Source organism: Falsibacillus albus (genome assembly GCF_003668575.1).
Classification (GTDB): domain Bacteria; phylum Bacillota; class Bacilli; order Bacillales; family DSM-25281; genus Falsibacillus; species Falsibacillus albus.
Window position 1 is genome coordinate 137,460 of sequence record NZ_RCVZ01000010.1, and the last position, 20,982, is coordinate 158,441.

At 40.7% G+C, this 20,982-nt stretch carries 28 protein-coding genes and 1 other annotated feature; of the genes, 8 read left to right on the forward strand and 20 right to left on the reverse strand.

Annotated features, from left to right (window positions below):
• Positions 1-25 precede the first annotated feature (25 nt).
• The 3 genes from D9X91_RS14760 to D9X91_RS14770 form a co-directional block, all read right to left on the reverse strand.
• Complete coding sequence (locus D9X91_RS14760) at positions 26-841, reverse strand: carbohydrate ABC transporter permease (protein WP_121681406.1); 816 nt, start codon at positions 839-841, stop codon at positions 26-28.
• Entirely contained in the window at positions 841-1,701 is an 861-nt protein-coding gene (locus tag D9X91_RS14765; protein WP_121681407.1) for a carbohydrate ABC transporter permease, read from the reverse strand. The genes D9X91_RS14760 and D9X91_RS14765 overlap by 1 nt, the downstream gene beginning before the upstream one ends.
• Before the next feature lie 121 nt (positions 1,702-1,822).
• Positions 1,823-3,106 (reverse strand): ABC transporter substrate-binding protein, encoded by a 1,284-nt coding sequence (locus D9X91_RS14770; RefSeq protein WP_121681408.1) that lies wholly within the window; start codon positions 3,104-3,106, stop codon positions 1,823-1,825.
• A gap of 308 nt (positions 3,107-3,414) precedes the next feature.
• On the opposite strand from D9X91_RS14770, the gene D9X91_RS14775 reads away from it, so the two are divergent.
• Together D9X91_RS14775 and D9X91_RS14780 are read left to right on the forward strand one after the other, a co-directional pair.
• A complete protein-coding gene (locus D9X91_RS14775) occupies positions 3,415-4,026 on the forward strand; it encodes a VanZ family protein (protein WP_121681409.1) in 612 nt (203 codons plus the stop codon).
• A gap of 68 nt (positions 4,027-4,094) precedes the next feature.
• A complete protein-coding gene (locus D9X91_RS14780) occupies positions 4,095-4,487 on the forward strand; it encodes a C40 family peptidase (RefSeq protein ID WP_121681410.1) in 393 nt (130 codons plus the stop codon).
• Between the two features lie 67 nt (positions 4,488-4,554).
• Here D9X91_RS14780 and D9X91_RS14785 read toward each other — a convergent pair whose 3' ends face one another.
• Positions 4,555-5,775, reverse strand: a complete 1,221-nt coding sequence (locus D9X91_RS14785; protein ID WP_121681411.1) for a hypothetical protein — start codon at positions 5,773-5,775, stop codon at positions 4,555-4,557.
• Between the two features lie 190 nt (positions 5,776-5,965).
• On the opposite strand from D9X91_RS14785, the gene D9X91_RS14790 reads away from it, so the two are divergent.
• Together D9X91_RS14790 and D9X91_RS14795 are read left to right on the forward strand one after the other, a co-directional pair.
• Positions 5,966-6,325 (forward strand): hypothetical protein, encoded by a 360-nt coding sequence (locus D9X91_RS14790; protein WP_121681412.1) that lies wholly within the window; start codon positions 5,966-5,968, stop codon positions 6,323-6,325.
• A 39-nt stretch (positions 6,326-6,364) separates the two neighbouring features.
• Complete coding sequence (locus D9X91_RS14795; RefSeq protein ID WP_121681413.1) at positions 6,365-6,565, forward strand: hypothetical protein; 201 nt, start codon at positions 6,365-6,367, stop codon at positions 6,563-6,565.
• Positions 6,566-6,718: 153 nt separating this feature from the next.
• Here D9X91_RS14795 and D9X91_RS14800 read toward each other — a convergent pair whose 3' ends face one another.
• The 7 genes from D9X91_RS14800 to tyrS all read right to left on the reverse strand — a co-directional run bounded on the left by D9X91_RS14800 (position 6,719) and on the right by tyrS (position 11,518).
• A complete protein-coding gene (locus D9X91_RS14800; protein ID WP_121681414.1) occupies positions 6,719-7,090 on the reverse strand; it encodes a YybH family protein in 372 nt (123 codons plus the stop codon).
• The gene (locus D9X91_RS14805; protein ID WP_121681464.1) at positions 7,091-7,813 is read right to left on the reverse strand and encodes a nucleotidyltransferase domain-containing protein; all 723 of its coding nucleotides are present in this window, start codon (positions 7,811-7,813) and stop codon (positions 7,091-7,093) included.
• Positions 7,814-7,887: 74 nt separating this feature from the next.
• Entirely contained in the window at positions 7,888-8,679 is a 792-nt protein-coding gene (locus D9X91_RS14810; RefSeq protein WP_121681415.1) for a lipid II flippase Amj family protein, read from the reverse strand.
• A 52-nt stretch (positions 8,680-8,731) separates the two neighbouring features.
• A complete protein-coding gene (locus D9X91_RS14815; protein ID WP_121681416.1) occupies positions 8,732-9,274 on the reverse strand; it encodes a nucleotidyltransferase family protein in 543 nt (180 codons plus the stop codon).
• Position 9,275: 1 nt separating this feature from the next.
• Positions 9,276-9,815, reverse strand: a complete 540-nt coding sequence (locus D9X91_RS14820) for a histidine phosphatase family protein (protein WP_121681417.1) — start codon at positions 9,813-9,815, stop codon at positions 9,276-9,278.
• Positions 9,812-10,261, reverse strand: coding sequence for an NUDIX hydrolase (locus tag D9X91_RS14825; RefSeq protein WP_121681418.1), 450 nt, complete (start codon positions 10,259-10,261; stop codon positions 9,812-9,814). Before D9X91_RS14825 ends, D9X91_RS14820 begins: the two co-directional genes overlap by 4 nt.
• Before the next feature lie 3 nt (positions 10,262-10,264).
• The gene (gene tyrS, locus D9X91_RS14830; protein WP_121681419.1) at positions 10,265-11,518 is read right to left on the reverse strand and encodes a tyrosine--tRNA ligase; all 1,254 of its coding nucleotides are present in this window, start codon (positions 11,516-11,518) and stop codon (positions 10,265-10,267) included.
• 277 nt (positions 11,519-11,795) lie between these two features.
• Positions 11,796-12,008 (reverse strand) — a binding site (T-box leader).
• A 145-nt stretch (positions 12,009-12,153) separates the two neighbouring features.
• On the opposite strand from tyrS, the gene D9X91_RS14835 reads away from it, so the two are divergent.
• A complete protein-coding gene (locus tag D9X91_RS14835) occupies positions 12,154-12,621 on the forward strand; it encodes a DinB family protein (protein WP_121681420.1) in 468 nt (155 codons plus the stop codon).
• A 32-nt stretch (positions 12,622-12,653) separates the two neighbouring features.
• Entirely contained in the window at positions 12,654-13,418 is a 765-nt protein-coding gene (locus D9X91_RS14840; RefSeq protein WP_199738118.1) for an AAA family ATPase, read from the forward strand.
• Positions 13,419-13,702: 284 nt separating this feature from the next.
• On the opposite strand, the gene D9X91_RS22750 is transcribed toward D9X91_RS14840, so the two are convergent.
• From D9X91_RS22750 to D9X91_RS14875, 9 genes are all read right to left on the reverse strand, one after another.
• Positions 13,703-13,870 (reverse strand): hypothetical protein, encoded by a 168-nt coding sequence (locus tag D9X91_RS22750; RefSeq protein ID WP_199738119.1) that lies wholly within the window; start codon positions 13,868-13,870, stop codon positions 13,703-13,705.
• 73 nt (positions 13,871-13,943) lie between these two features.
• Positions 13,944-15,644, reverse strand: coding sequence for a M3 family oligoendopeptidase (locus D9X91_RS14845; RefSeq protein WP_121681421.1), 1,701 nt, complete (start codon positions 15,642-15,644; stop codon positions 13,944-13,946).
• 20 nt (positions 15,645-15,664) lie between these two features.
• Complete coding sequence (locus tag D9X91_RS14850) at positions 15,665-16,801, reverse strand: CamS family sex pheromone protein (RefSeq protein ID WP_121681422.1); 1,137 nt, start codon at positions 16,799-16,801, stop codon at positions 15,665-15,667.
• A 278-nt stretch (positions 16,802-17,079) separates the two neighbouring features.
• Complete coding sequence (locus tag D9X91_RS22560; RefSeq protein ID WP_158598337.1) at positions 17,080-17,250, reverse strand: hypothetical protein; 171 nt, start codon at positions 17,248-17,250, stop codon at positions 17,080-17,082.
• Entirely contained in the window at positions 17,210-17,377 is a 168-nt protein-coding gene (locus D9X91_RS22565) for a GNAT family N-acetyltransferase (protein ID WP_158598338.1), read from the reverse strand. The genes D9X91_RS22560 and D9X91_RS22565 overlap by 41 nt, the downstream gene beginning before the upstream one ends.
• Positions 17,378-17,381: 4 nt before the next feature.
• Positions 17,382-17,780, reverse strand: coding sequence for a hypothetical protein (locus D9X91_RS14860; protein WP_121681424.1), 399 nt, complete (start codon positions 17,778-17,780; stop codon positions 17,382-17,384).
• Between the two features lie 10 nt (positions 17,781-17,790).
• Positions 17,791-18,174, reverse strand: a complete 384-nt coding sequence (locus D9X91_RS14865) for a hypothetical protein (protein ID WP_121681425.1) — start codon at positions 18,172-18,174, stop codon at positions 17,791-17,793.
• On the reverse strand, positions 18,171-18,545 hold the full coding sequence (locus D9X91_RS14870) for a hypothetical protein (protein ID WP_121681426.1): 375 nt from the start codon (positions 18,543-18,545) through the stop codon (positions 18,171-18,173). The genes D9X91_RS14865 and D9X91_RS14870 overlap by 4 nt, the downstream gene beginning before the upstream one ends.
• A 59-nt stretch (positions 18,546-18,604) precedes the next feature.
• Complete coding sequence (locus D9X91_RS14875) at positions 18,605-19,063, reverse strand: NUDIX hydrolase (protein ID WP_121681427.1); 459 nt, start codon at positions 19,061-19,063, stop codon at positions 18,605-18,607.
• 217 nt (positions 19,064-19,280) lie between these two features.
• Here D9X91_RS14875 and D9X91_RS14880 point away from each other — a divergent pair, with 217 nt between their 5' ends.
• Together D9X91_RS14880 and D9X91_RS14885 are read left to right on the forward strand one after the other, a co-directional pair.
• Positions 19,281-20,048, forward strand: a complete 768-nt coding sequence (locus D9X91_RS14880; RefSeq protein WP_121681428.1) for an SDR family oxidoreductase — start codon at positions 19,281-19,283, stop codon at positions 20,046-20,048.
• Positions 20,049-20,453: 405 nt separating this feature from the next.
• Complete coding sequence (locus tag D9X91_RS14885; RefSeq protein WP_121681466.1) at positions 20,454-20,963, forward strand: GNAT family N-acetyltransferase; 510 nt, start codon at positions 20,454-20,456, stop codon at positions 20,961-20,963.
• Positions 20,964-20,982: the final 19 nt, after the last annotated feature.

The following is a 20,982-nucleotide window of genomic DNA, read 5'->3' on the forward strand; positions in this document are numbered from 1 at the left end:
TTACAAATAAACGCCTATTACTCTATTATTTTACAGCGCCATCCGAAATTCCTTTAATTATTTCACGCTGTGCAAAGAAGTACCCGATGATGACAGGAATGATCGCGATCGTCAATCCAGCAAGTGCAAGGTGCCACTGCTTTGTATACTCTCCGAAGAAGAAGAACATCCTTAACGGGATCGTTTGCATCCCCTCCTGGTTGATGACCAAGGATGGGAGTAGATAGTCATTCCAAATCCAGATGGTATTGAGGATTCCCACGGTCACCGTAATTGGTTTCAACATTGGGAAAATGATATACCAAAACGTTTGGAATTTATTGCAGCCATCCATTTTGGCCGCTTCATCCAATGTTTTTGGAATGCCGTTCAACGTTCCGTGATACAAGAAAATCGATAAACTGCTTCCGAAACCGAGATACATGAAAATCAGTCCGATACGATTAAGCATCTGGAACTTTCCAAATATCGTTACAAGCGGAATCATCACTGATTGGAAAGGAATCAACATGGCAGCGACAAAAATGAAGAATAACACACCACTCATTTTTCCTTTATTCCGTGATAGGGCATAAGCTGCCATTGATGAAAAAATGATGATGATGGCAACGCTGATAACCGTGATCAGCAAGGAATTCAAAAAGGTTTTGATGAATTCAAGCTGATTGAATGCTTCAATATAATTGTCAAGATTGAATGCCTTAGGCAATTTCAGAACATCCGTGAATATTTCTTTCTTGGATTTCAAGGAGTTGACAATCATCAAATAAAAAGGTGAAAGCCATAATAGGGCGAGGATGACGCCGATGATCTCGATGATATAATATTTCTTTCTGCCCATTACATTTCAACCTCCCTTTTCTTGCTGAAGTAAACCTGTGTCAATGAAATGATCGCCACAATGACGAAGAAGATGACCGCTTTTGCTTGTGCATAAGCCATTTGGTTTTCACCGAAGGCCGTCTGGAAGATTTCCATCGCCACCATTTGCGTGGATTTGAATGGTCCTCCCCCTGTCAATGAAAGGTTCTGATCATATAATTTAAACGAATTTGATAATGTCAAGAACATGCTGACCGTGAAGGCTGGTGCAACCAATGGGAAAATGATATACCGGAACCGCTGAAATGCATTTGCCCCATCGATATCAGCAGCTTCCAACAGCTCCTGTGGAAGACCTTCCAAATAAGCGATGTAGATAACCATGATGTAGCCGGACATCTGCCAACTCATGAGAATCACCAGTCCCCAGAATCCTGTCTGAGTCGTTGAAAGCCATCCTTTTAATGCTTCGACACCAATTACGTCGCCAACGCTTGCAAAAACTTTGATGAAAATGAATTGCCAGATGAAACCTAAAATTAAACCACCGATCAAGTTCGGCATGAAGAAGATCGTTCTCAAGAATTTGCTTGTCTTAATTTTAGATGTCACCACTAATGCCAAAGAAAGTCCGATGACATTGATTAGAATGATTGAAGCGACAGAAAATTTGACTGTGAACCATAAAGATTTACCAAATTCATCATCATGAAGCATTTTTATATAGTTATCGAATCCGACGAAATTTCCGCTTGTGATCCCGTTCCAGTCTGTAAAGGAATAATAAACCCCGAATAAGAGCGGCACGATGACAACAAGTGTCAAAGCAATGAGAACAGGTGCGAGAAATAACCAATAGGATAGATCGCGAGTACGCATATGAATACCTCCAAAACATTTCAGTCTATATATCTGGATGAAAGGAACATTTATTAGCAAAACAAAGTAGCAGGAACCTCTTCTGCTACTTTGTTCACATTTCAACTATTCAATGGAATGATTATTTACGTGCAACTTCCCAAGCTTTTTGAGAATCTTTCACAACTTCATCCCAGCTTGCTTTTCCGCTTAGGTATTTTTGGATGTCCGCTCCGAGTGTGTCCATTCCCCACCCGCTTGGATAGCCCATGAATACCCAGCCGATTGTGTTTCCGCTTTGTGCATATTGATAGATTTCTTTAGAAATTGGATCTTGGATTTTATCCAGATCATATCCTTTGTATGCAGGAATGAATTTGAAATCTTGCAATACGGCTTTCTTTCCTTCGTCAGAAGTGTATAACCAATCCAAGAATTTCTTGGATTCAGCTACAACTTTTTTGTCTTTGTTTTTGTTGACTGCCCAGTACATTGGAATTCCTACAGGAACAGCGTCTTCTTTGTAGCCTTGAACCGGGATTGGCAGAAGTCCTACGTTATTTTGTGCAAGATCTTCATCGATTCCAGCGATAGAACCGTATACCCAGTTTCCTTGCTGAATCATCGCCACTTTTCCAGTGGAGAATAATTCTTCAACCTGCTGAGAGTAATCAAGGCTTACAGTCGGCTGTACAGAGTATTTATTTTGAAGATCGATGAAGTTTTTCATTGCATCACCATATTTGAAATCAACTTTTTTTGCATTGAATGCATTCAATACATTGTTATCAAATTCCGGTGCCAAGAACGCATTTGACAAATGTAAACCAGTTACCCAAGTTTCTTTTCCTGGGAGTGCGAATACTGCTTTGATGCCCAAATCTTTCTTTTGTGAATCCAGCTTTTCTACTGCCGCTTGCAGGCTGTTGAAGTCTTTGATGTCTTCAGGATTGATGCCTGCTTTTTTGAAGATCGCTTTGTTATAGATTAAACCGTAGCCTTCTTGGTTGTAAGGGACACCAAGCACCTTGCCATCTTTCTTAACGCCTTCAAGTGTTCCATCAAGCGCGTTTTCTGCTGCTTTCGTATCTGAAAGGTCGGCTAATTTCGCTTCCCAATCTTTTACGTCCTGAGGACCACCAACGTTAAAGATTGCTGGCTCTTTGCCAGAAGCAAATTTAGATTTTAAAGCGACACCGTAATCTTGGCCGCCTCCGACAGTTGTGATATTGATATGGACGTTTGGATGCTCTTTTTCATATTTCTTGACTAAATCTTCGAATTGCTTCTTGAATTCGACTTTAAATTGGAAAACATCCAAAGTTACTTCATCCTTGCCGCCTGAATTAGACGAACAACCTGTCAGCGCAACACTTAAAAGTAGTAATGCTGAGAAAATGACTGCTACTATTTTTTTTCCTTTCATCGTAAATCCCCCATTAAAATTTATTGAGTGCATCTTACGAAACCGTTTGCACAAAATAGCAAAAATGAGTGATGGGATTTTTATATTGGCTAAGTACACCTTTTTGTATCCACATCATACAAATTCTGCTATCTTTTCATTCAAGTTTTTATGCAATCGGGTGTGAAACCGTTTGCACTAACTTGACGAATTTAATATATCACATAATTTTAAACTTGTACAATAGAAAATTTTTAAAATATTTTTCAACGAAATATTGTCCCAGTGAAATGGTATAATTATGTTTAAAAACTAGATGTGGTGAACCTATGAAAAAATCCTTTATTCTTTCATTTATTGTTTCACAGACAATTTATATCCTGATGCTTCCAGTCATCATCCATTTATTCTCGTATATACATCCTGTTGCTTTTGCTGTCATATGGGCATTCTTGACCTTTACCGTCACCTTTCTGGTATTGTCAGTGCGCAACCACAAAATTGTCATCCCCTATTATTTGTTTTTCATCATCATGCTTATGTATACATGTGCATTGCTGGTGCTGCTATTCGTCCGGCCAAGCAACCAAAATTATGACAACTGGAACCTGGTGCCGTTTCAAACAATCAAGTTCTTCATATCAGGACGCGTTCCGCTCCTTGTGGAATTTTATAATTTGACCGCCAACGTCATTCTTTTCGTTCCATATGGAATCTTCCTATTAATTAAGAAATCCCGCGATGGATTGTCTTTATTCAGTCTAGTATTCTACCCGCTCACAGCGATTTCCATGATTGAAATCATGCAGCACTTGACACATAGAGGAAGTCTGGACATCGATGATCTCATCCTCAATATGTGCGGTGTATTTCTAGGGTTTGCGTTCTATCCGCTATTTAAGCGTGTAATCCAGATCAAAAAGAAAAAAACGAAAAAATGAAGCAGTTTGTCCAAGCATTTTCATAGCTCGTGAATATACTGAAAAAAAGCTTGAGACGAGGCTTTATTATGTTAGTCAAAAAAATCATATCAACCGGTTTGCGCTACAGGGGGATACCCTATGTATTCAATGCTCCTCCCTTTCAGGCCTCTACATTCGATTGCAGCTCATTTATCCAGTACATCTTTCAAAAAAATGGGATCAAATTGCCGAGGAATTCGCGCCGGCAATTTATGGCCGGCAAAAGAGTAGGATTAGAAAACATCCGGGAAGGTGATCTCCTATTTTTCACGACGGAATCAAGAAAACATAAAAGAGGCATTAAAAAAATCGGACATGTCGCCTTATACATTGGCCGCAATAAGATGCTGCATACCACCCGTGATGCCGGACTAGTCCATATCGCACCATTGGATGATTATTGGCGTTCCGTCTTCATAGGCGCAAAACGCATCATTTAAAAAGCAGTGAAATCATACATCTGATTTCACTGCTTTTGGATTAAATAAGCATATCATTTACTTATCTTTATTTATCATCAATGTTTATGAATACAGTTTTCGTGCTGTCCAGGATTCCATCTGATTTTAAGCCAACGACCCATGAATCGGATTGTTCATCGTATGCAAGGCGCCCAATGCCCGGGTTCCGGTTGTTTTTATTTTTTGCCAGTGCTTTTCGGACCACTTCAGATTCGGATAAATCCGCATTTTTCGGTTTATAATCAGGCAGCACAGTGACATACACCGCTGTCCCTCTTCCTGGGAGTGAATCCAGGATAAAACCGGTAGAATCAACGATGACCCGCTGTCCCTGCTTTAATTTTTTGGCTGCATCTTTAAATTTGTAAATGGTGGACCCGACCATAAAGTCCCCATCTCCAACGGAAAGGATGATCTGTCCTTTTTTTACCGGCTGATCCGTATATTTTTCCTTTGGATACTCGACATCCGGCTCCCCTTTTCTTGGAACCATCCGGCCTTGTTGTTTGAAATGAAATTTTCTGTCCGGAAATTGTTTACGAAGCATATCTTGTTGTTTTTTGGTGATGAAATTGTGGGCGATTTTCACGCTGCCATCAATTGTATTTACGCTCACTGCTGAAAAGGCTGAATTTAATTGAATATCACTATCTCTTTTTAAATCGTTGAGCGCTTTTACTACCTTGCTATTGAGTTGATTATTCTCTGCCATCGTATGAGGAGTGTAGAAAATGTAAATATACTTCGCATTAATCTCACCGGCATCGACTTTCGCCTGAAGACCATCAACAAGTTTTTTTAACTTGTCATCTGCTTTCTTGATTCCGATCCATAATCCAGCCTGTTTATCTCCACTCGACTGATTCTCAAAAAATATGACCCCTGCTTGATCGAACCCTTGATGGCTTCCATAAATTTTATTCGCCAAAGGAATGGCGATCTGTCCTTCCACTTGCTGGACAGATAAATCTTCTGCCAATTCTTTGGTCGCTTTGCCGTATACTCCTTCCTTAAACTCTTTTTCTTCCATGATCTTTGTAATGATTTCTTCTCTCTTAGCCGAGTTTCCCTTGTTTGGCTTTAATTTTGCAATGATCGGGCGTCCGCTTACGACCTTGATGGTGTTCCAGCCTGACTTGTTTTCAGGGCTTTTCGTATCCTTTTCTTGATTTGAAGCATCTGCGCTTTTCACTTGATGATCAAGCTCCTTAGTGCCGCATCCAGTCAAAACAAGACTCAAAACTAATATTCCTATGAATTTTTTCATCAAATTCCTCCATACTTTTATGTACTAATAGGACGGAACAGATGGATAAAGGTTACATATATATCTTATTTCAAATGAAAATCCACAAAATCCACATTATCATCACCCTATTTGTCCAAGCCTTATTTGTATAAAAGAATAGTATAGTGTGAGGACCTCTAACAGTTTTTTTTGGAAAGGAGGTGTTTAGATGATAGCGAGTCTTTCAAGTAATATTCCACGCACTGTGCTTGTTGGCCACCAGCAGGCTTTTAACGTTTGTGCAGTCACTTCCGGAGATCCTGATTTGCCTTCAAGAGTGGTTGTAACATTAGAAAAACCCTCTCAAAAAGATGATTTTGATTTATATATCAATGTCGGAGGAGAATTTATACCGATTGTATTCAATGACATCGGTATATTCATTTTTGAAGAACCTGTTTTAAATAGCTGTATTCTCTCATTTATCACGTTTAATAAAGCAGGAAAGTATCTATTTAATCTTGATTTGGTTTCTGATGAAGGAAATATACCACTTGCAAATCTGCCCATTCAAGTAAAGGCTGTTTAAAAATAAAAAGCAAGATTTTTAATAGGAGGTGAGAATGATATGTTTAGATTAGGAGACTATATTCGTGTCTATTCAGCAGGCAATACGATTGGTACGGGTATCTTTCTAAAGTTTGCAACCGAAGAAGAACTGCTTGCGCCAACATCGGCTCTTGTTTGGCTTGATGAGAGTGATTTGTCAATGCATGTAACGGACCTTGCCACAATCAATATTCAAAAGTTGAACTATTCAAACAAATAAGTACTGAAGGCATCACAGTAATACCATACCATGTCTAATCAGTCTTAAAATTATTTTATCGGGTGGAAATCAGTCTTAAAATTATTTTATCGGGTGGAAATCAGTTTGTTTTCCTTTCCACCCTTTCAAAATTACTAAGTTTTTTTATAATCATTAGATTGGGCTTAAATGCTCATGTGCCACTTTCCATACATGGTCTTGTTTTCTAAATACGTTTGTGCCTCTGCCTTTCCCTTCTCTTAAACTGCCTTCTATCATTCCTTGCCAGTGGAATTGATAGATGCAAACTGCACTGGTTTCGTCAACTGCAATCCACATGACATCATTCATCTTGTATACTTCTTCCTTGATATAACTCCAGGTCTTTTCGAAGTACTGTTTAAGATCATCCAGTCCCTTTACCGTTTCATCAGAAAAAAAATATACGGCGTCTTCGCTTATTAGTTTACATACATTATCAAAATCATGGGAATTCGTTGCCTTTTCATACATCGTCAAGGCTTCTTGTGGAGATGAAGCAAACATTCAATGACCTCCTTTTTCTACCGTTTGCTTTCCCATTGAAAAACCGGCAAATAAACTCCCTCCAAACGGCTCCAATACTTGATTGACGAATTCAATGACCGCATCCTTTTCCCCTGTCACGTAAAATTTATCGAAGGCATCAACAAATTGATGGGCAATCCCTTCATCGTGATTCCTTAATGCCCGTACAATCCATTTAGATGCTCCGATCCACTTCCTGTTTGTCCGCAAAATGAATTCATGAACTTGATCTGCAAGAGAGCTGGCAATGAAAATACTTTCCGATCTTTTATTCGATCCGATAAAGTCATCAAGCGCGTCGGTAATAAAATACTGTTTCATCTTGATGGTTTCATCCGTCCACGGTGCCGGTCCTTCATCCAAAATTCCTTCTGCCTGCTTCTTGATCATTTCCAGACCTGCAAAGTCTTTGATGATGATGCCTTCAGCCAACATTCTTTGCAATGATGGGCGGGCACGGTCATAATCGCTTTTAAAATATGCTTCATAGCTTGTCATCGAGTGGACAAACATTTCGATGGGCCATCCATTGAATATTACTGATTCACGATAGGCAGATTGCAAACCATCTACAAAAATCACAATATCCAGATCTGAAGTCTCTGTTTGCTCCCCTCTGACAACACTCCCCGCCAGCATAGCCCCGCTGCATTCAGAATATTGTTCGTCGATGAATCTTTTCGCTGCTTCCAGCGGCGACATTTTTTTCAAGAGCTCTTCCTCCTATCAAAATTTTATTAAGTAATAGTTTGTTAGATACTGCTTCCTTCATGAATTTATTGATAAAAACTTGCAATCATTTTTGCAGCCGGCAAAATAAATGCCTGTCCAAGCAGTGTTCCTAAAAACTTAGAGAGAATGAGCATGACAACAAGCGCCTTGACATCCCCATAAGGACGTTTACCGCGAAGTGCTTGATCGGTTATGATGGCTGATTGAGGGTCAACCAGTATCGTCAAGAGAATGGTGGCAACCCCATTAATCATTCCTGATGATGCCGATGCTGCCAATCTATGCTCCTCGCTGACAAAAAAGGCCGCATAATAAGCCGAGAGGACCCCGATTGTATAGATTGCGGTGATGAGTGTATTTAAAAGGAGGAATCGTTTGGGTATTTCTCGGTATCTCAATCTTGCAAGCATACTTTTCCTTGGCTTTGTCGTGGTTTTTACCATACGTTTTATATTGTGGACACTCAATGCTTCGACGACGATGGATGGAATCGATCCTTTAACTTCAAGACGGTCCACAGCTTTGGAAAAAACCTTCAAGAATGTCGGAATGAGGACAATGCCCAACAAAGTGCCTAGACTTGAAGCTAAAATTACGAGCCGGATATCATTTAACGGATCATCATGATGCAAAATTTTAAACCCAATCAACCCGCCGATTAAAGGCGCTTGAAACATATTGGCAGTACGGGATAGCAAGACAAAAATATTAAACAATGAAATCGATAAGGCAAATTTTCCGCTCTTTACGGAATTCAACCTCACTGAATAAGCTAGTGTATCAACGAAATGGATGATCATCGTCAGTGCAGTCAACTCGATTAAGCGAATATCCATTTTTGTTCTCCTTTGTTTATCGATTAAAATCTCTCAATGTGATGCACCTTGATCAACGCCATTTTTCCTGCCAATTTTTCTTGAGAATCCTATTTTCATAAATGGATGCAAGCTTCTGATCTTTGCAAAAATAGGGAACGGGCCGCACTTGCATGCTTAAGGCGTCTTCAACACCCCATGGGGCAGCAAGTTCGATTTCATCCCAATCATTCAGATTTAACCCAATCGCAGTTGCAGTTTCTGGGAACCTTGATATGGCATCAACTGAGCTTTTATATGGTTTCATTCCGTTAATGTGATGCATCCTTGCCTCGTTTTTCACCGACCAAGGAACACCTGGGAGCAATTCACTTAATCGTCTTTCATATGCCTTCTCGTATTTTTCCTCCAACCTATCTTCATCGAAAAAAATCACATCGATATTATCCAAAGGTGTCCATTCATAGAATCCGTGAAGCACATCCCAAATCTTCGTCCTGACAAATCCTGCGCATACCCACCAATCCGGCAGGTTCAGCTGCTGTACCTCTTGCAGGATATCCAAACACCATTCATCTTCTTTAAAGAAACTGATCACTTTCCCACGGTCACTCATTCTATTTCTCATACAAATACAGCCTTCCGTTTTTAGGATTCCTGATGGCTGGTCCACGATACCCCCTCATGCTCAATTCCTTTTGCATGTAGATCATCATGGCACCATGGCCGACAATCAAGATCTGTTCATGTAAGCTATTTTCCAATTCATCTAAAAAAACATTGATCCTTTGAATGATCAGGGGTTTTCGTTCGAGCTGGGAATGGTGATGGAGCAGCCAGGCTATCCGAAGGAGAATCGCCCACCCCCAAAATGGCAGTTTCACATTTCGTTTGAACAGCGGATACATTTTGATTTCCCGAATTGCCGGTTCTTGGATGATCCTTCCATCAAACAACGCCTCTGCTGTTGTAACTGCCCGGGGCAAATCGCTTGAGTAGCAGCACTCCCATTTAACATCGCCCAAGTGGACCTCACCTTTCTTCACTTCCGCCTGATCATATTCTGCAAACCAGGCCATAATATCTTCCTGTGAGACCATTTTGTTTTGAGGCTGATCGTGGAGTACTTTAAAATGGCGGACAAGACCAATTTTCATCTCCTTTCCCTCCCCATTTTATGTACTGTCTCCAGTGCCCAAGCCTGATGCTCATGGAAAAGCATTTTTTGTGCATCCTCTATATTCATCCATTGAAGTTCATGATCAGGTTCAATCGGATTGGTCACTTTTTCTCCTAAAGATGCCAGATAAAAAAATCCGATGCTTTTCATTGCTTCCCCTTTTGAAGAAAGAAAATATTGATCTGCACTGCCAATGAATGTGGCGATTTCAATCTCGTGGCCCAATTCCTCCAGACATTCCCTTGCTAAGCAGATATATTGGGTTTCACCTTCTTCGATTCCGCCGCCAGGCAAAAAGAATCGTCCGCTTCCAGTTCGGACAATTCCTGCCTTTTCACTTTTTTGATCCAAAACAACCGCATAAACACCGTGTCGTTCTCGATATTCAACTTCCTTTTTTTTATTCCCAAATACTCTTTTCATTACTTACCCTTCTTTTCTTAACAATTTCACGAATTTCCTCTTCCCGACCTGAATGACCATTCCTTCAACTACAATCAAATTTTGGTGGATATCCTTTATTTTTTCCCCGTCGATTTTCACTCCGCCATTTAAAATCATTTTCCTTGCCTCCCCTTTGGATCTAAGCAGCTCCAATTCTACCAGCAAGTCAATGACCAGTACCTCCCCATCAAAATCCACTACTACAACAGGGATCTCATCCGGCATTCCGCCATTTTGGAAAACAGATGTAAAGTGCTTTTCAGCTTCGGCAGCAGCCTCATTCCCGTGATACATGGCAACAATCGTTTTGGCCAGGAGCATTTTAGCATCGCGTGGATGGAGCGTCCCATTCAGTAGATCCTGTTTGACTGTTTCCTTTTCTTCAACAGTAAGGTCGGTTACAAGCTCGAAGTATTTTATCATCAGATCGTCCGGAATTGACATGGTTTTACCGTACATCTCATGAGGCTTTTCATCGATTCCGATGTAGTTATGCTTCGACTTCGACATCTTTTCCACCCCATCAAGCCCTTCCAGCAATGGGAGAAGGATGACAACCTGTTTCTCTTTGCCGAAATGGTCTTGTAAATGTCTGCCCATGAGGACATTGAAATGCTGATCTGTCCCCCCAAGTTCGACATCGCTTTCCAGCATGACCGAATCGTATCCTTGCATAAGCGGGTAGAAAAATTCATGAAGCGAAATCGGTTTTCCCTCCGCCAAGCGGTTGGAAAAGTCATTTCTCTCCAACAAACGGGCTACTGTGATACTTGCGGCAAGATGAATGATATCTTCAAGTTTAAGTTCCTTAAGCCACTTTGAATTGTAGTGGAGCTCCACTTTGCTCATATCAAGAACTTTCCCGAATTGTTCAAAGTAAGTCATCGCATTATGCTTGACTTCCTCGTCGGTAAGCTGCTTCCTTGCTGCCGTCTTTCCTGTTGGATCACCTATCTTTCCCGTGAAATCCCCGATGATGAGCTGGATGATGTGGCCATTTTCCTGAAACTGCTTCAATTTATTCAACACGACTGTATGGCCGATATGCACATCTGGAGCGGATGGATCAAGGCCCAGCTTGATTTTCAACGGTTTGTCCGTCAAAATGGATCGCGCCAGCTTTTGTTTCAATTCAATCGAAGGAATGATTTCTTCCACACCGCCGGCATAGATTGAAAACTGCCTTTCCAATTCTTCTTTTTGCTCAGCCGAAAGCTTTTCAAATATGTTTTCCATTTCCAATTCCTCCTTTTAAAAATAGGCCATATCAAACCTTGGTGTTGATATAAGCCTGTTTCCAGCTGTTGATTGGAGTGCAAGTCGTAGACTCCGGCGGGAAAAGCGGAGTCAGGGAGACCCTGGAGGGGCTACGCGGATGTTCGATTAAGTTCGGCACGTCCTGTGCCAACATCGAACGACCTCACTTCCTGTGAGGCCCGCGGAAAGCGAAGACTTGCACGGAAATCAACCGTTATATTTAACAAAGCCTAAAAATAAAAAAAACGCCCCTATAAAAAGGGACGTGGCTGTATCACGCGGTACCACCCTCGTTGAAGAAATATTCTTCCACTCATAGGATAACGGATCGACCGTCCCTTGCTACTGCAATGTTCACAAAGGATGTTCAAGAAGGTAATTCACGCTTATTTATGCGCCGATTCTCAACAGCCATCGGCTTTCTGTGCCAGGGAAATAAGCAGCTACTTGCTTCCATCAATACATAGAACAATATTCTTTTGTTATTTTTTTCTAAATGCAATTAATATTACGAATATTTTAGCTGAATCTAATCCTAAAAACAAGAAATATTTACAATTTCACGTTACAATATAATTGACTGCTGTCCATACATATATAAAGGAGTGAAGGGAATGAAAGAAATCGATCGCATTTTGGACCAGCTTGAAGCTTCCATGAACGGAAATGCTTGGCACGGTCCTTCCTTATTCGAACTCTTATACGAAATTGACGCTGAACGCGCTGCTGCCTATCCCTGTACATCCGTCCATTCCATCTGGGAAATCGTCCTCCATCTGACATCCACACACGAACTGGTGATCAAGCGGCTTCAAGGGATCGATGCTGTATCAAATGAAAAAGATGATTGGCCGTCAGTTACATCGATTACAAATGACTCTTGGGAAGAAGATTTACAGCATTTGAAGGATCTTCACCTTCAGCTGTTGACTGAGATCCATCGATTAGCCGACACAGAATTGGACAACCCCATTGTTGAAGGGTTTTCCACCATCTACCGCACGCTGCACGGCGTCATCCAGCATATCCTATACCATACGGGACAAATAGCCATACTAAGAAAGCTCACCATAAATGATTAAAAGCCAACCCTGTACTTCGGAGTGATCAAAAAATGATATCAAATTCCAGCAACCCATATATTAGACGAATCGTACTCAAACAGGATGAAATCGAATCATACTCTGAATACCCATTCCACCTACCTGTGCTGCAAAAGCTTCATGAACTTGATTTGCACCCAAATGTCACCATTTTCATGGGCGAGAATGGAATGGGTAAAAGTACACTTTTGGAAGCGATCGCCATTGCTTCAGGATTCAATCCTGAGGGCGGCACGCTTAATTTTTCATTTTCCACATTCTATTCCCATTCCATTCTTGAACGCTATATAAAAGTCATCAAGGGGGCAAATAGACCAAAAGACGGCTTTTTCCTTAGGGCTGAAACGTTTTACAATGTCGCTTCAAAAATTGAGGAGCTCGACCGGGAGCCGCTCGGGGGAAAGCGGATCATCGATTCTTATGGCGGCCTATCCCTGCATGCCCAGTCGCATGTAGAATCTTTTTTCTCCCTATTTTCAAACCGATTCGGCGGAAACGGCCTCTACATTTTGGATGAACCTGAAGCCGCTTTGTCTCCATTGCGTCAGCTTTCAATGCTGTGCCGGCTGCAGGAGCTCGTTAATAAGGATTCACAATTCATCATCGCCACTCATTCCCCGATCCTTATGGCTTATCCAGGGGCAAAACTCATTGAACTGACAAAGGAAGGGCTTCATGAAACAGTTCTCGAAGACACGGGGCATTATCAAATTATGAAGCAATTCTTCCATGACAAAGAGAGGATGCTGCACCATCTTCTTCATGAGGAAGAGTGAGCAATCAGAGATTTGAATAATCCCTTTTTCTTGAATAAATTGATAAAGGGTCTTTGTTTACATAATATTTTTATAGTAAATGTCTATAGCATTCAGATTTATAAATTCCCAAATTCCAAACAAATTCATTAGGCATTTCCGGGCTTGGGTTCCGTTTGAGTTTTCAGCCTTTGAAAACGGGCGGTATTTCGGGCTAATTGCTACCATTTCACCTTCCTCTCTGTGGAAACGGGCACGATTTCGAGCTGCTAGTAACCACCTCGCATTGATCAAAAAAAACCTATTTACAAATGCCAAAGCATGAATCCAAGGATTAAAAAGATTGTCAAAAATCCTCCCAGGACTACTTGATTATGGATGTCCTTTTTATTGGACAACTTTTGAAGCATTGCCGTTAAATTCAAAAACCATAGCAGTCCGATTAAAGGAATCAAAACGATGAAATAATCCATAAAATATCAACCTCTTCCTTCCTCATACTAAAACAGGCTGCTAGGATTTCCCTAAACAGCCTGAGATCAATGTTTATCCTTCTTTTTCGATTTCCATGATTTCATCTTTTACGAATGCCATCAGTTCCTTCACCATCTCTGCGGAAAAATCAAATCGGATGCCTGCCACTTCGTATACTTCCTTTAAGGATTTCGTATTGCCAAGCGCCAGTGCCTCTTTATAATTGGATAGAGTTGCTTCTGGATTATCTTTGTATTGCTTATACATTTGAAGTGCACCAAGCTGTGCGATAACATATTCAATGTAGTAGAACGGGACCTCGAATATGTGAAGGACAAACAGCCACCGTGACTCTCGCACATAATCATATCCATCCCAGTCAATGACACCCGCATCGAGCATTTGACTGATTTCAAGATATTTTTGCATTCGCTCTTCCTTTGAATGGTCCGGATTTTCGTACATCCAATGCTGGAAGAGATCGATCTTTACGCCCTCCGGCAGGAATTTGACCGTATGTTTGAGTTGATCAAGCTTTGCTTGCTTTAAATCCTCTTGATCGGGATAAAATAGGTGCCATTTATCCATCGTCAGCAATTCCATCGTCATGCTGGCGAGCTCCGAGGATTCCATCGGTGTATCCCTGTAGTAGGATAAATCGATGGAGCGTTTGAAATCGTTATGTATGCAGTGTCCCATCTCATGGAAAAGCGTCAGCATATCTGAATGGGTCCTTGATGCATTCATGAAAATATAGGACAGCTCAGAAACTGGGAGGGGAGTGCAAAAGCCTCCAGGAGATTTATTTTTCCTATTCTCCAAATCAAGCATGCCTTTCTTATTCATGAGAATGATCAATTCAGAAAAGCGGGGATCGATTTCGCCTAATACAGTAGAAGTCTTTTCAATTAATTCTGGAATATCTTTAAAGGGGCGCAGTGGACGCTGATCTGCAGGAACTGCTTTTATATCGTAGGGCCGCAGCTTATCCACACCAAGTGCTGTTTTCTGCTTTTCCTGGATTTCCTTCAGTAACGGCAGCGCATGTTTTCGAATCGATTCTGCCAGCTCTTTGCAGTCCTCTGGCGTATAGTCGAAGCGCTCATATTTCTTGAACATATAATCCCGATAGTTTTTCAGCCCACTATTCTCCGCCTTTTCTTTTCGAATGACAAGGAGCTTGCTCATGATCTCCTGCAGCGGATCTTTAATCTCCAGCATCGATTCGGATATCAAGCTATACGCTTTTTTCCGAATTTCCCGATTGGGATCTTCCAAGAACGGAGTAAGCTGTGTAAGCGTCATTTCATTCCCGTTCCAATCCACCGTCAAGCTCCCGGTCAGTTCAAAATATTGCGTTGCCAGCTTATCCTCTTCGATTTCCAGCTCGACATTTTTTTCATTAAAAAGTTTTTGGGCCATCGACTTGCTGTGAATGAAGCGGCCATATTCTTCTTGATCAAGGTCATCTTTGAATGGTGATGCAAGAAATTTCTCATCGATTTTAGATTCGTATTTCTTGACCAACGGGGCAAGCTTTTCCTGATCATATTCAAAAGCCTTTTTTGCTGCCTCATCTTGATTGTAAGCCTGAAAATCAATATAATGTCCGTCCATTGCCTCGCCCAGTCCATCATATAAATCTGATACGTCAATGAGCCATGATTCAAGGGAAGTGGCTGAATCAATCTCTCTCTTCAAAAGTTCATCAAAATACCCCTTTACTTTTGTTTCGCTGCTCAAATCAAATTTTTCAATGTATACCTTTTCCATGGTATCCCCCTTTTTTCTATCTATTTCTGATAAATATGAACCTTGAAATCTTTCTGAGTCGGGTCCCAATCCATGACAGCACTCGGTTCATTTCGAGCCATGATATTGATGCTGATAGGTACGTAGTTTGGAATGACTTCTGATCTGATTTGACTTCCGATATATTGGGAAATCGCCACCGCTTGGGGCTCATTCAACACCGGCGCCTCGATTTTCAAATCCAGATCCGTCAAATTCTGCTTAACGAACAGTGCCTTGCCTATGAACGTCAATCCCAAGCTTGGGAACCTTTTTTGGAGGTCATCCTTAAAATATCCCAACACATCCGATGTCCGTTTGTCCATCTTTTCCAACTCACCAGATGGAATCAACACATATTTTCGGTCGACTTTCTCCCAATCACTGATACCGTTCGCACCAGCATCGACATACGTCTTTTCCAAGTATCTGCCGGGAACAGGACTGCTGCTCTCATTTTGTTCATACAACCCTACCATGATCGGAACATTCGGAACCGTTTTTTCATTGCGGATCATACTGATAAAATTCTCTGCAATCTTTTCCCCTTTTTCCTTGACGACGTCCTTTTTATCCGTTTCATCCGGATCTATCTTCACTTGAGCCCGATGTGTCAAACCACTACTGTCGATAAAACGGATATAATCGACTTTATTGAGGACAATTGAAAAAGAAATCCCTTTTATTTTTCCTTTCTGATCGACAAAATCCTCCTCGATAATATCAGACAGCACCTTTGGATATTTTTTTTCGGCCTCGAATGAATCTTTTTTCGCCTTCATTTCCGTGTTCAACCCTTTTGGATTATCTGCCGACTGCCGGCCCAAAAGTTTATTGAGTTCGCTTTCCTTCAAATACTGACCTTCATGAAAATAATAATTGTCCACATCAAAATAATCCTTGGACAGCTCCATCAACCCGAAGTGAAGCTCCTTTAAATCCAATGGATTATTTACATTTTCAGAAATATAATTATTCTTTTTATCCGCATTCGCTGGACGCTTATATTTATAAGAAGGTGAACCTTGCACAACGATCGATGTATCCTTTTTCGAATCCTGCGATTTTTCAGACTTGTGCAAATCACAACCCGCCAACATTACTGATACCATCGTCAACCCTAAGAAAAACTTCCTCATTACACTTAAAACTCCTTTATCGAACGCTGATAGAATATGTACCTATTTAAAGTACCACAAATAACCTCGATTGTTGCAATACTTTTGAAGAATTCGATAGATTGTAAAAAGTGAATGACCTCCATAGCAGGTTGGAAGAAAACTTTACGATAACATTTCTGTTTTGCAGGCGGGCCGGAAGCATCCGTTGAGCTGGAGTCTATGACTTGCACTCCAATCCAACAGTTGGCGACGGTAAGTTTAATAAATAAAACAAGAAAAATGATCAAATTCAATTTTCATACTTTTATATTCAGAAATTCCAGTGCCCTTTCCAAATCGACATCCCGTTCGATATGTTCTGGCGTCCATTTGATATAGATCTCAGGCTCGACCCCTTTTCCATGGACAGGTGCCATTTTTGTTTTCTCAAGCACCCTCGATGGTTTGATGCGTAGCCCATGTGACATACCGAGAAACTTCAGGATCGGACCCGTACAAGAACATATCCTCTACATCATTCAAAGTGATTTTCCTAAGGCGAAGCCGAGCAGTCTCCAATTCAGGCAATGCCTGATAAATTTCTTGCACATTCAACATACTAATCCCCATCTTCCATAGCTGTCAGTGTCAGACAACTTTCTTGTCTCCTTAGTTTGAGTGTATAGTACAGCCATTCCCCAGTTGCGATCAGTGCAATATAGGCCACCAACAAAATCTTTCTTTCTATAGATACACCCCAGAGCATAGTAATTAACAGAACTAAGAGCACGCCGATAATACCACCTTTTTTCGATCGTTTTGCCTTATGTTGATAATAAGATAGTGTGTCGTCAAAATTATCATTCCGCCTGCCCCAAAACACACCAGAAACAGCGCCAGCTACGATCCCCACAAAGCCGACCCAGCTCGAAATCTGCTCTTCCATGATGATAGTAAACCCAAGAAACATCACAATATCCATCATAATTTCAATAATGATTCGTTTCTTCCTTCCCATTACAGTCCCCCTAAAAGACCTTGTTCCATTGTTTTCGCTCTTCCCTTTTCCATCTCAAATAGCTGTATGTCATTTCAAAAAATGCAAATCCGAGCAGAAATACGCCGGCCATAACTTGCTTTTCCACGCTGAAATGAATGAGGACAACCCCGTATAAGACAGCTAAAAGCAATGGATACAGCCAAAATTGCTGCTGGAGATGCATTTGATAATATTTCACCGTTTTCACCCTCGGTCCAGAAACAAATTCTCGGATAATGGCCACTATTGACAGCCCCGCTATTAGGACCCAATTAAGCATGCTCTTATCTAAAATGAAGCATAAACCGATCAGGATGACAGCGAGTTTCATTCCTTCCAGGCATTTTAATATAACGATTCCATTCTTGATCATTTCACTTCATCCTCATCAAATCTTTTCCATTTTTTCAAATGATAAAAAATCATTAGCAAATAGATGGATAACGAGTAGATTACCGCTGCATATCGCTCTGCAATTGTCACGTCAGACAATTGAAAAATCCAATAGATTAATAAAAACACCGATGCTGCAGACCAAATCTCCCTCCTCAATTTCCTTTTCGTTGACCTTCGATGAAACTCGACATCATGATGGTCCCTAATTTGACCAATCAGCACAGCAAATAAAATGAGGATTGCCCCAACAAATGAAAAGGTTGAAGTTTCACCGAGAATGAACATCAAACCGATAAATGCAGCCGCACTCGTAATCGGCAGTACAACAAATTCCCATTTTTTATACATCTCTTTTCATCCCCTCAAAACACTAATACTTATTTGTACGTAAAACATTGGAAAAAGTTTCAATTAATACGTTGCATCGACTGAATCGAAGGTGCAAAGGTCAATAGTTCTTCAGGTACAAGCCTCAACCCTCCGCTGATAAAATCAGACCACGGCTTCCACATCACCTTAAAACAATCACCACTGTCCTCGATTCCTTCAAAAGCAGGGATTTCATAAAATGTGTCATCAATAAAAATAGCATCATAGACTTGGACGATCTCATGCCCAACCTCGCCGTTGTAGGTGAAAATATTTTCGATTGTTCCGAGGAATTCCAAGTTATCTATTGAAGCATTTATTTCTTCCTTCACTTCCCTCTTTAAAGCAGCGCTGCTCTTTTCACCGTATTCGATCCCACCACCGATGGGTCTGTAAAAATAACTATTATCCGCTGGATCAATGCCTTCTGCGACTAATATCTTGTCGTCATAGCGAAATAAACAGATGACGATTGGCCTGATGATTCCTTTCCTCATCAAAATCCCCCTATTAATTCTGGTATAATTTTCTCATTCTAACTATTGCATAATTAAATGTAATTTTGAAGGGTATTTTTCTGAAAATTCCTATTCTTAACATCGAATGCTTTCAATGTCCAAACTTTTGATGAAAAATTCAAAGAAACAGCTCATTGGCTTTCAAACAGTGAAAAGCGTAATATGAGAGACAAGAGAACCGATAGGAGGAGAATCGATGAAAATTTCCGGGAACACAGTTTTGATCACTGGCGGGGGATCAGGCATAGGAATGGCCCTTGCAGAGCGATTTTTAGAGACTGATAACAACGTGATCATTGTTGGGAGACGTGAAGAAAAGCTCAAGGAAGCAAAAGAAAGATTTCCTCAGCTTCACTATCGCGTTTGCGACGTTTCGAAAGAATCAAATCGCATTTCCCTTTGTGAGTGGGCAGTTTCAGAATTCCCTGACTTGAATATTTTGATCAACAATGCCGGAATCCAACAACGGATCAATTTGTTGAAGCCGCAACAGGATTGGGACTATTATCAAAAAGAAATTTCTATCAATGTTGGTGGCCCGATCCACTTAACCATGCTATTGCTGCCACACCTTATGAAAAAGGAAAATGCAGCAATTTTGAATGTATCATCCGGCCTGTCTATTACACCAGGAGCATGGGTGCCGATCTACAGCGCGACAAAAGCTGCCCTTCACTCATTTACACGTTCGCTCAGGCTGCAGCTTGAAGACACAAATGTCAATGTCATCGAAGTACTCCCGCCAGCTGTCAATACCGATCTAGGCGGAGTCGGATTACATACATTCGGTGCGCCGCTTGATGACTTTGCAAATTCCGTCTTCTCTGAAATTCGCGAAGGAAAGAATGAAATCGGCTACGGAGACTCTAAAAAGCGACTCCGAGCCACGAGAGACGAAATCGATGAAGGCATGATGCAAGCTTGGAAAGGATTTCTAAATCGAAATCCAGATTTCAAAGAATGAAAAAAATCCAGCCCCCATCAATTTGGGGCTGGATTTTTTGATGTTGTTCATATAAAAGATGAACCTATTGTACATTTTTAAAAACCTATCAGGATTATGGTGACGGGTTCTCCTTTGGAGTACAAAACAGAAAAAAACAATGCAAATAGCAAGCTAATTCGCATATGAATCAGCTTGCTTATTTTTGTTGTTATATCAAGGTTTATTAGATTTTCATGTCCGAGTTAGCATCCCAATTCGCACACGTTTTATCAAGTGGACAATAACTATTGTCAAGCTGCGTCTTGATTTGCGAATTCACTTGTTAAAAGCCTTTCCAATTTTGACGAAAGAGGATTAATAGACAGCTAAATCGAATTTATTATAAGCAACAAACGAGCAGGAATGTGGAAAAAAAGTTTAATTATGAGGAGTGGGATAAAGTTTAATAAAATTAAGGAGCTGGACGATATTTCAGAACAAATTGAAGAACGACAAATACAAATTAACATTTGGGAAGACAAAGACCTTGATTTACTTGTTAAATTAAACGCTCCAGAAATGATGGAACATTTAGGAGGGGCTGAAAGTAATGAACAGGTTCTAAAGCGTCACAAAAGGTATCTTGAGCTTGGTGAAAAAGGGAAAGTGTTTAGCATCACCCTCAGTCCTGATATTGAAGCGGTTGGTTCAGTTGTATATTGGCAATCAACTTGGAATAATGAATGTGTTTATGAAATTGGATGGAGCATACTACCACAACTTCAGGGGAAAGAGAAAGGGAAAGCAACACATGCCGTTAGACTAGCAATTAATGAAGCAATCAAGGAAAGAAAATATCGATACATACACGCTTTCCCTTCAGTTGAAAATCCTGCTTCAAATGCCATTTGTCAAAATCTCAGCTTTTCATTAATATCAGATTGCAAATTTTAGTACCCACCAGGTAATTTCA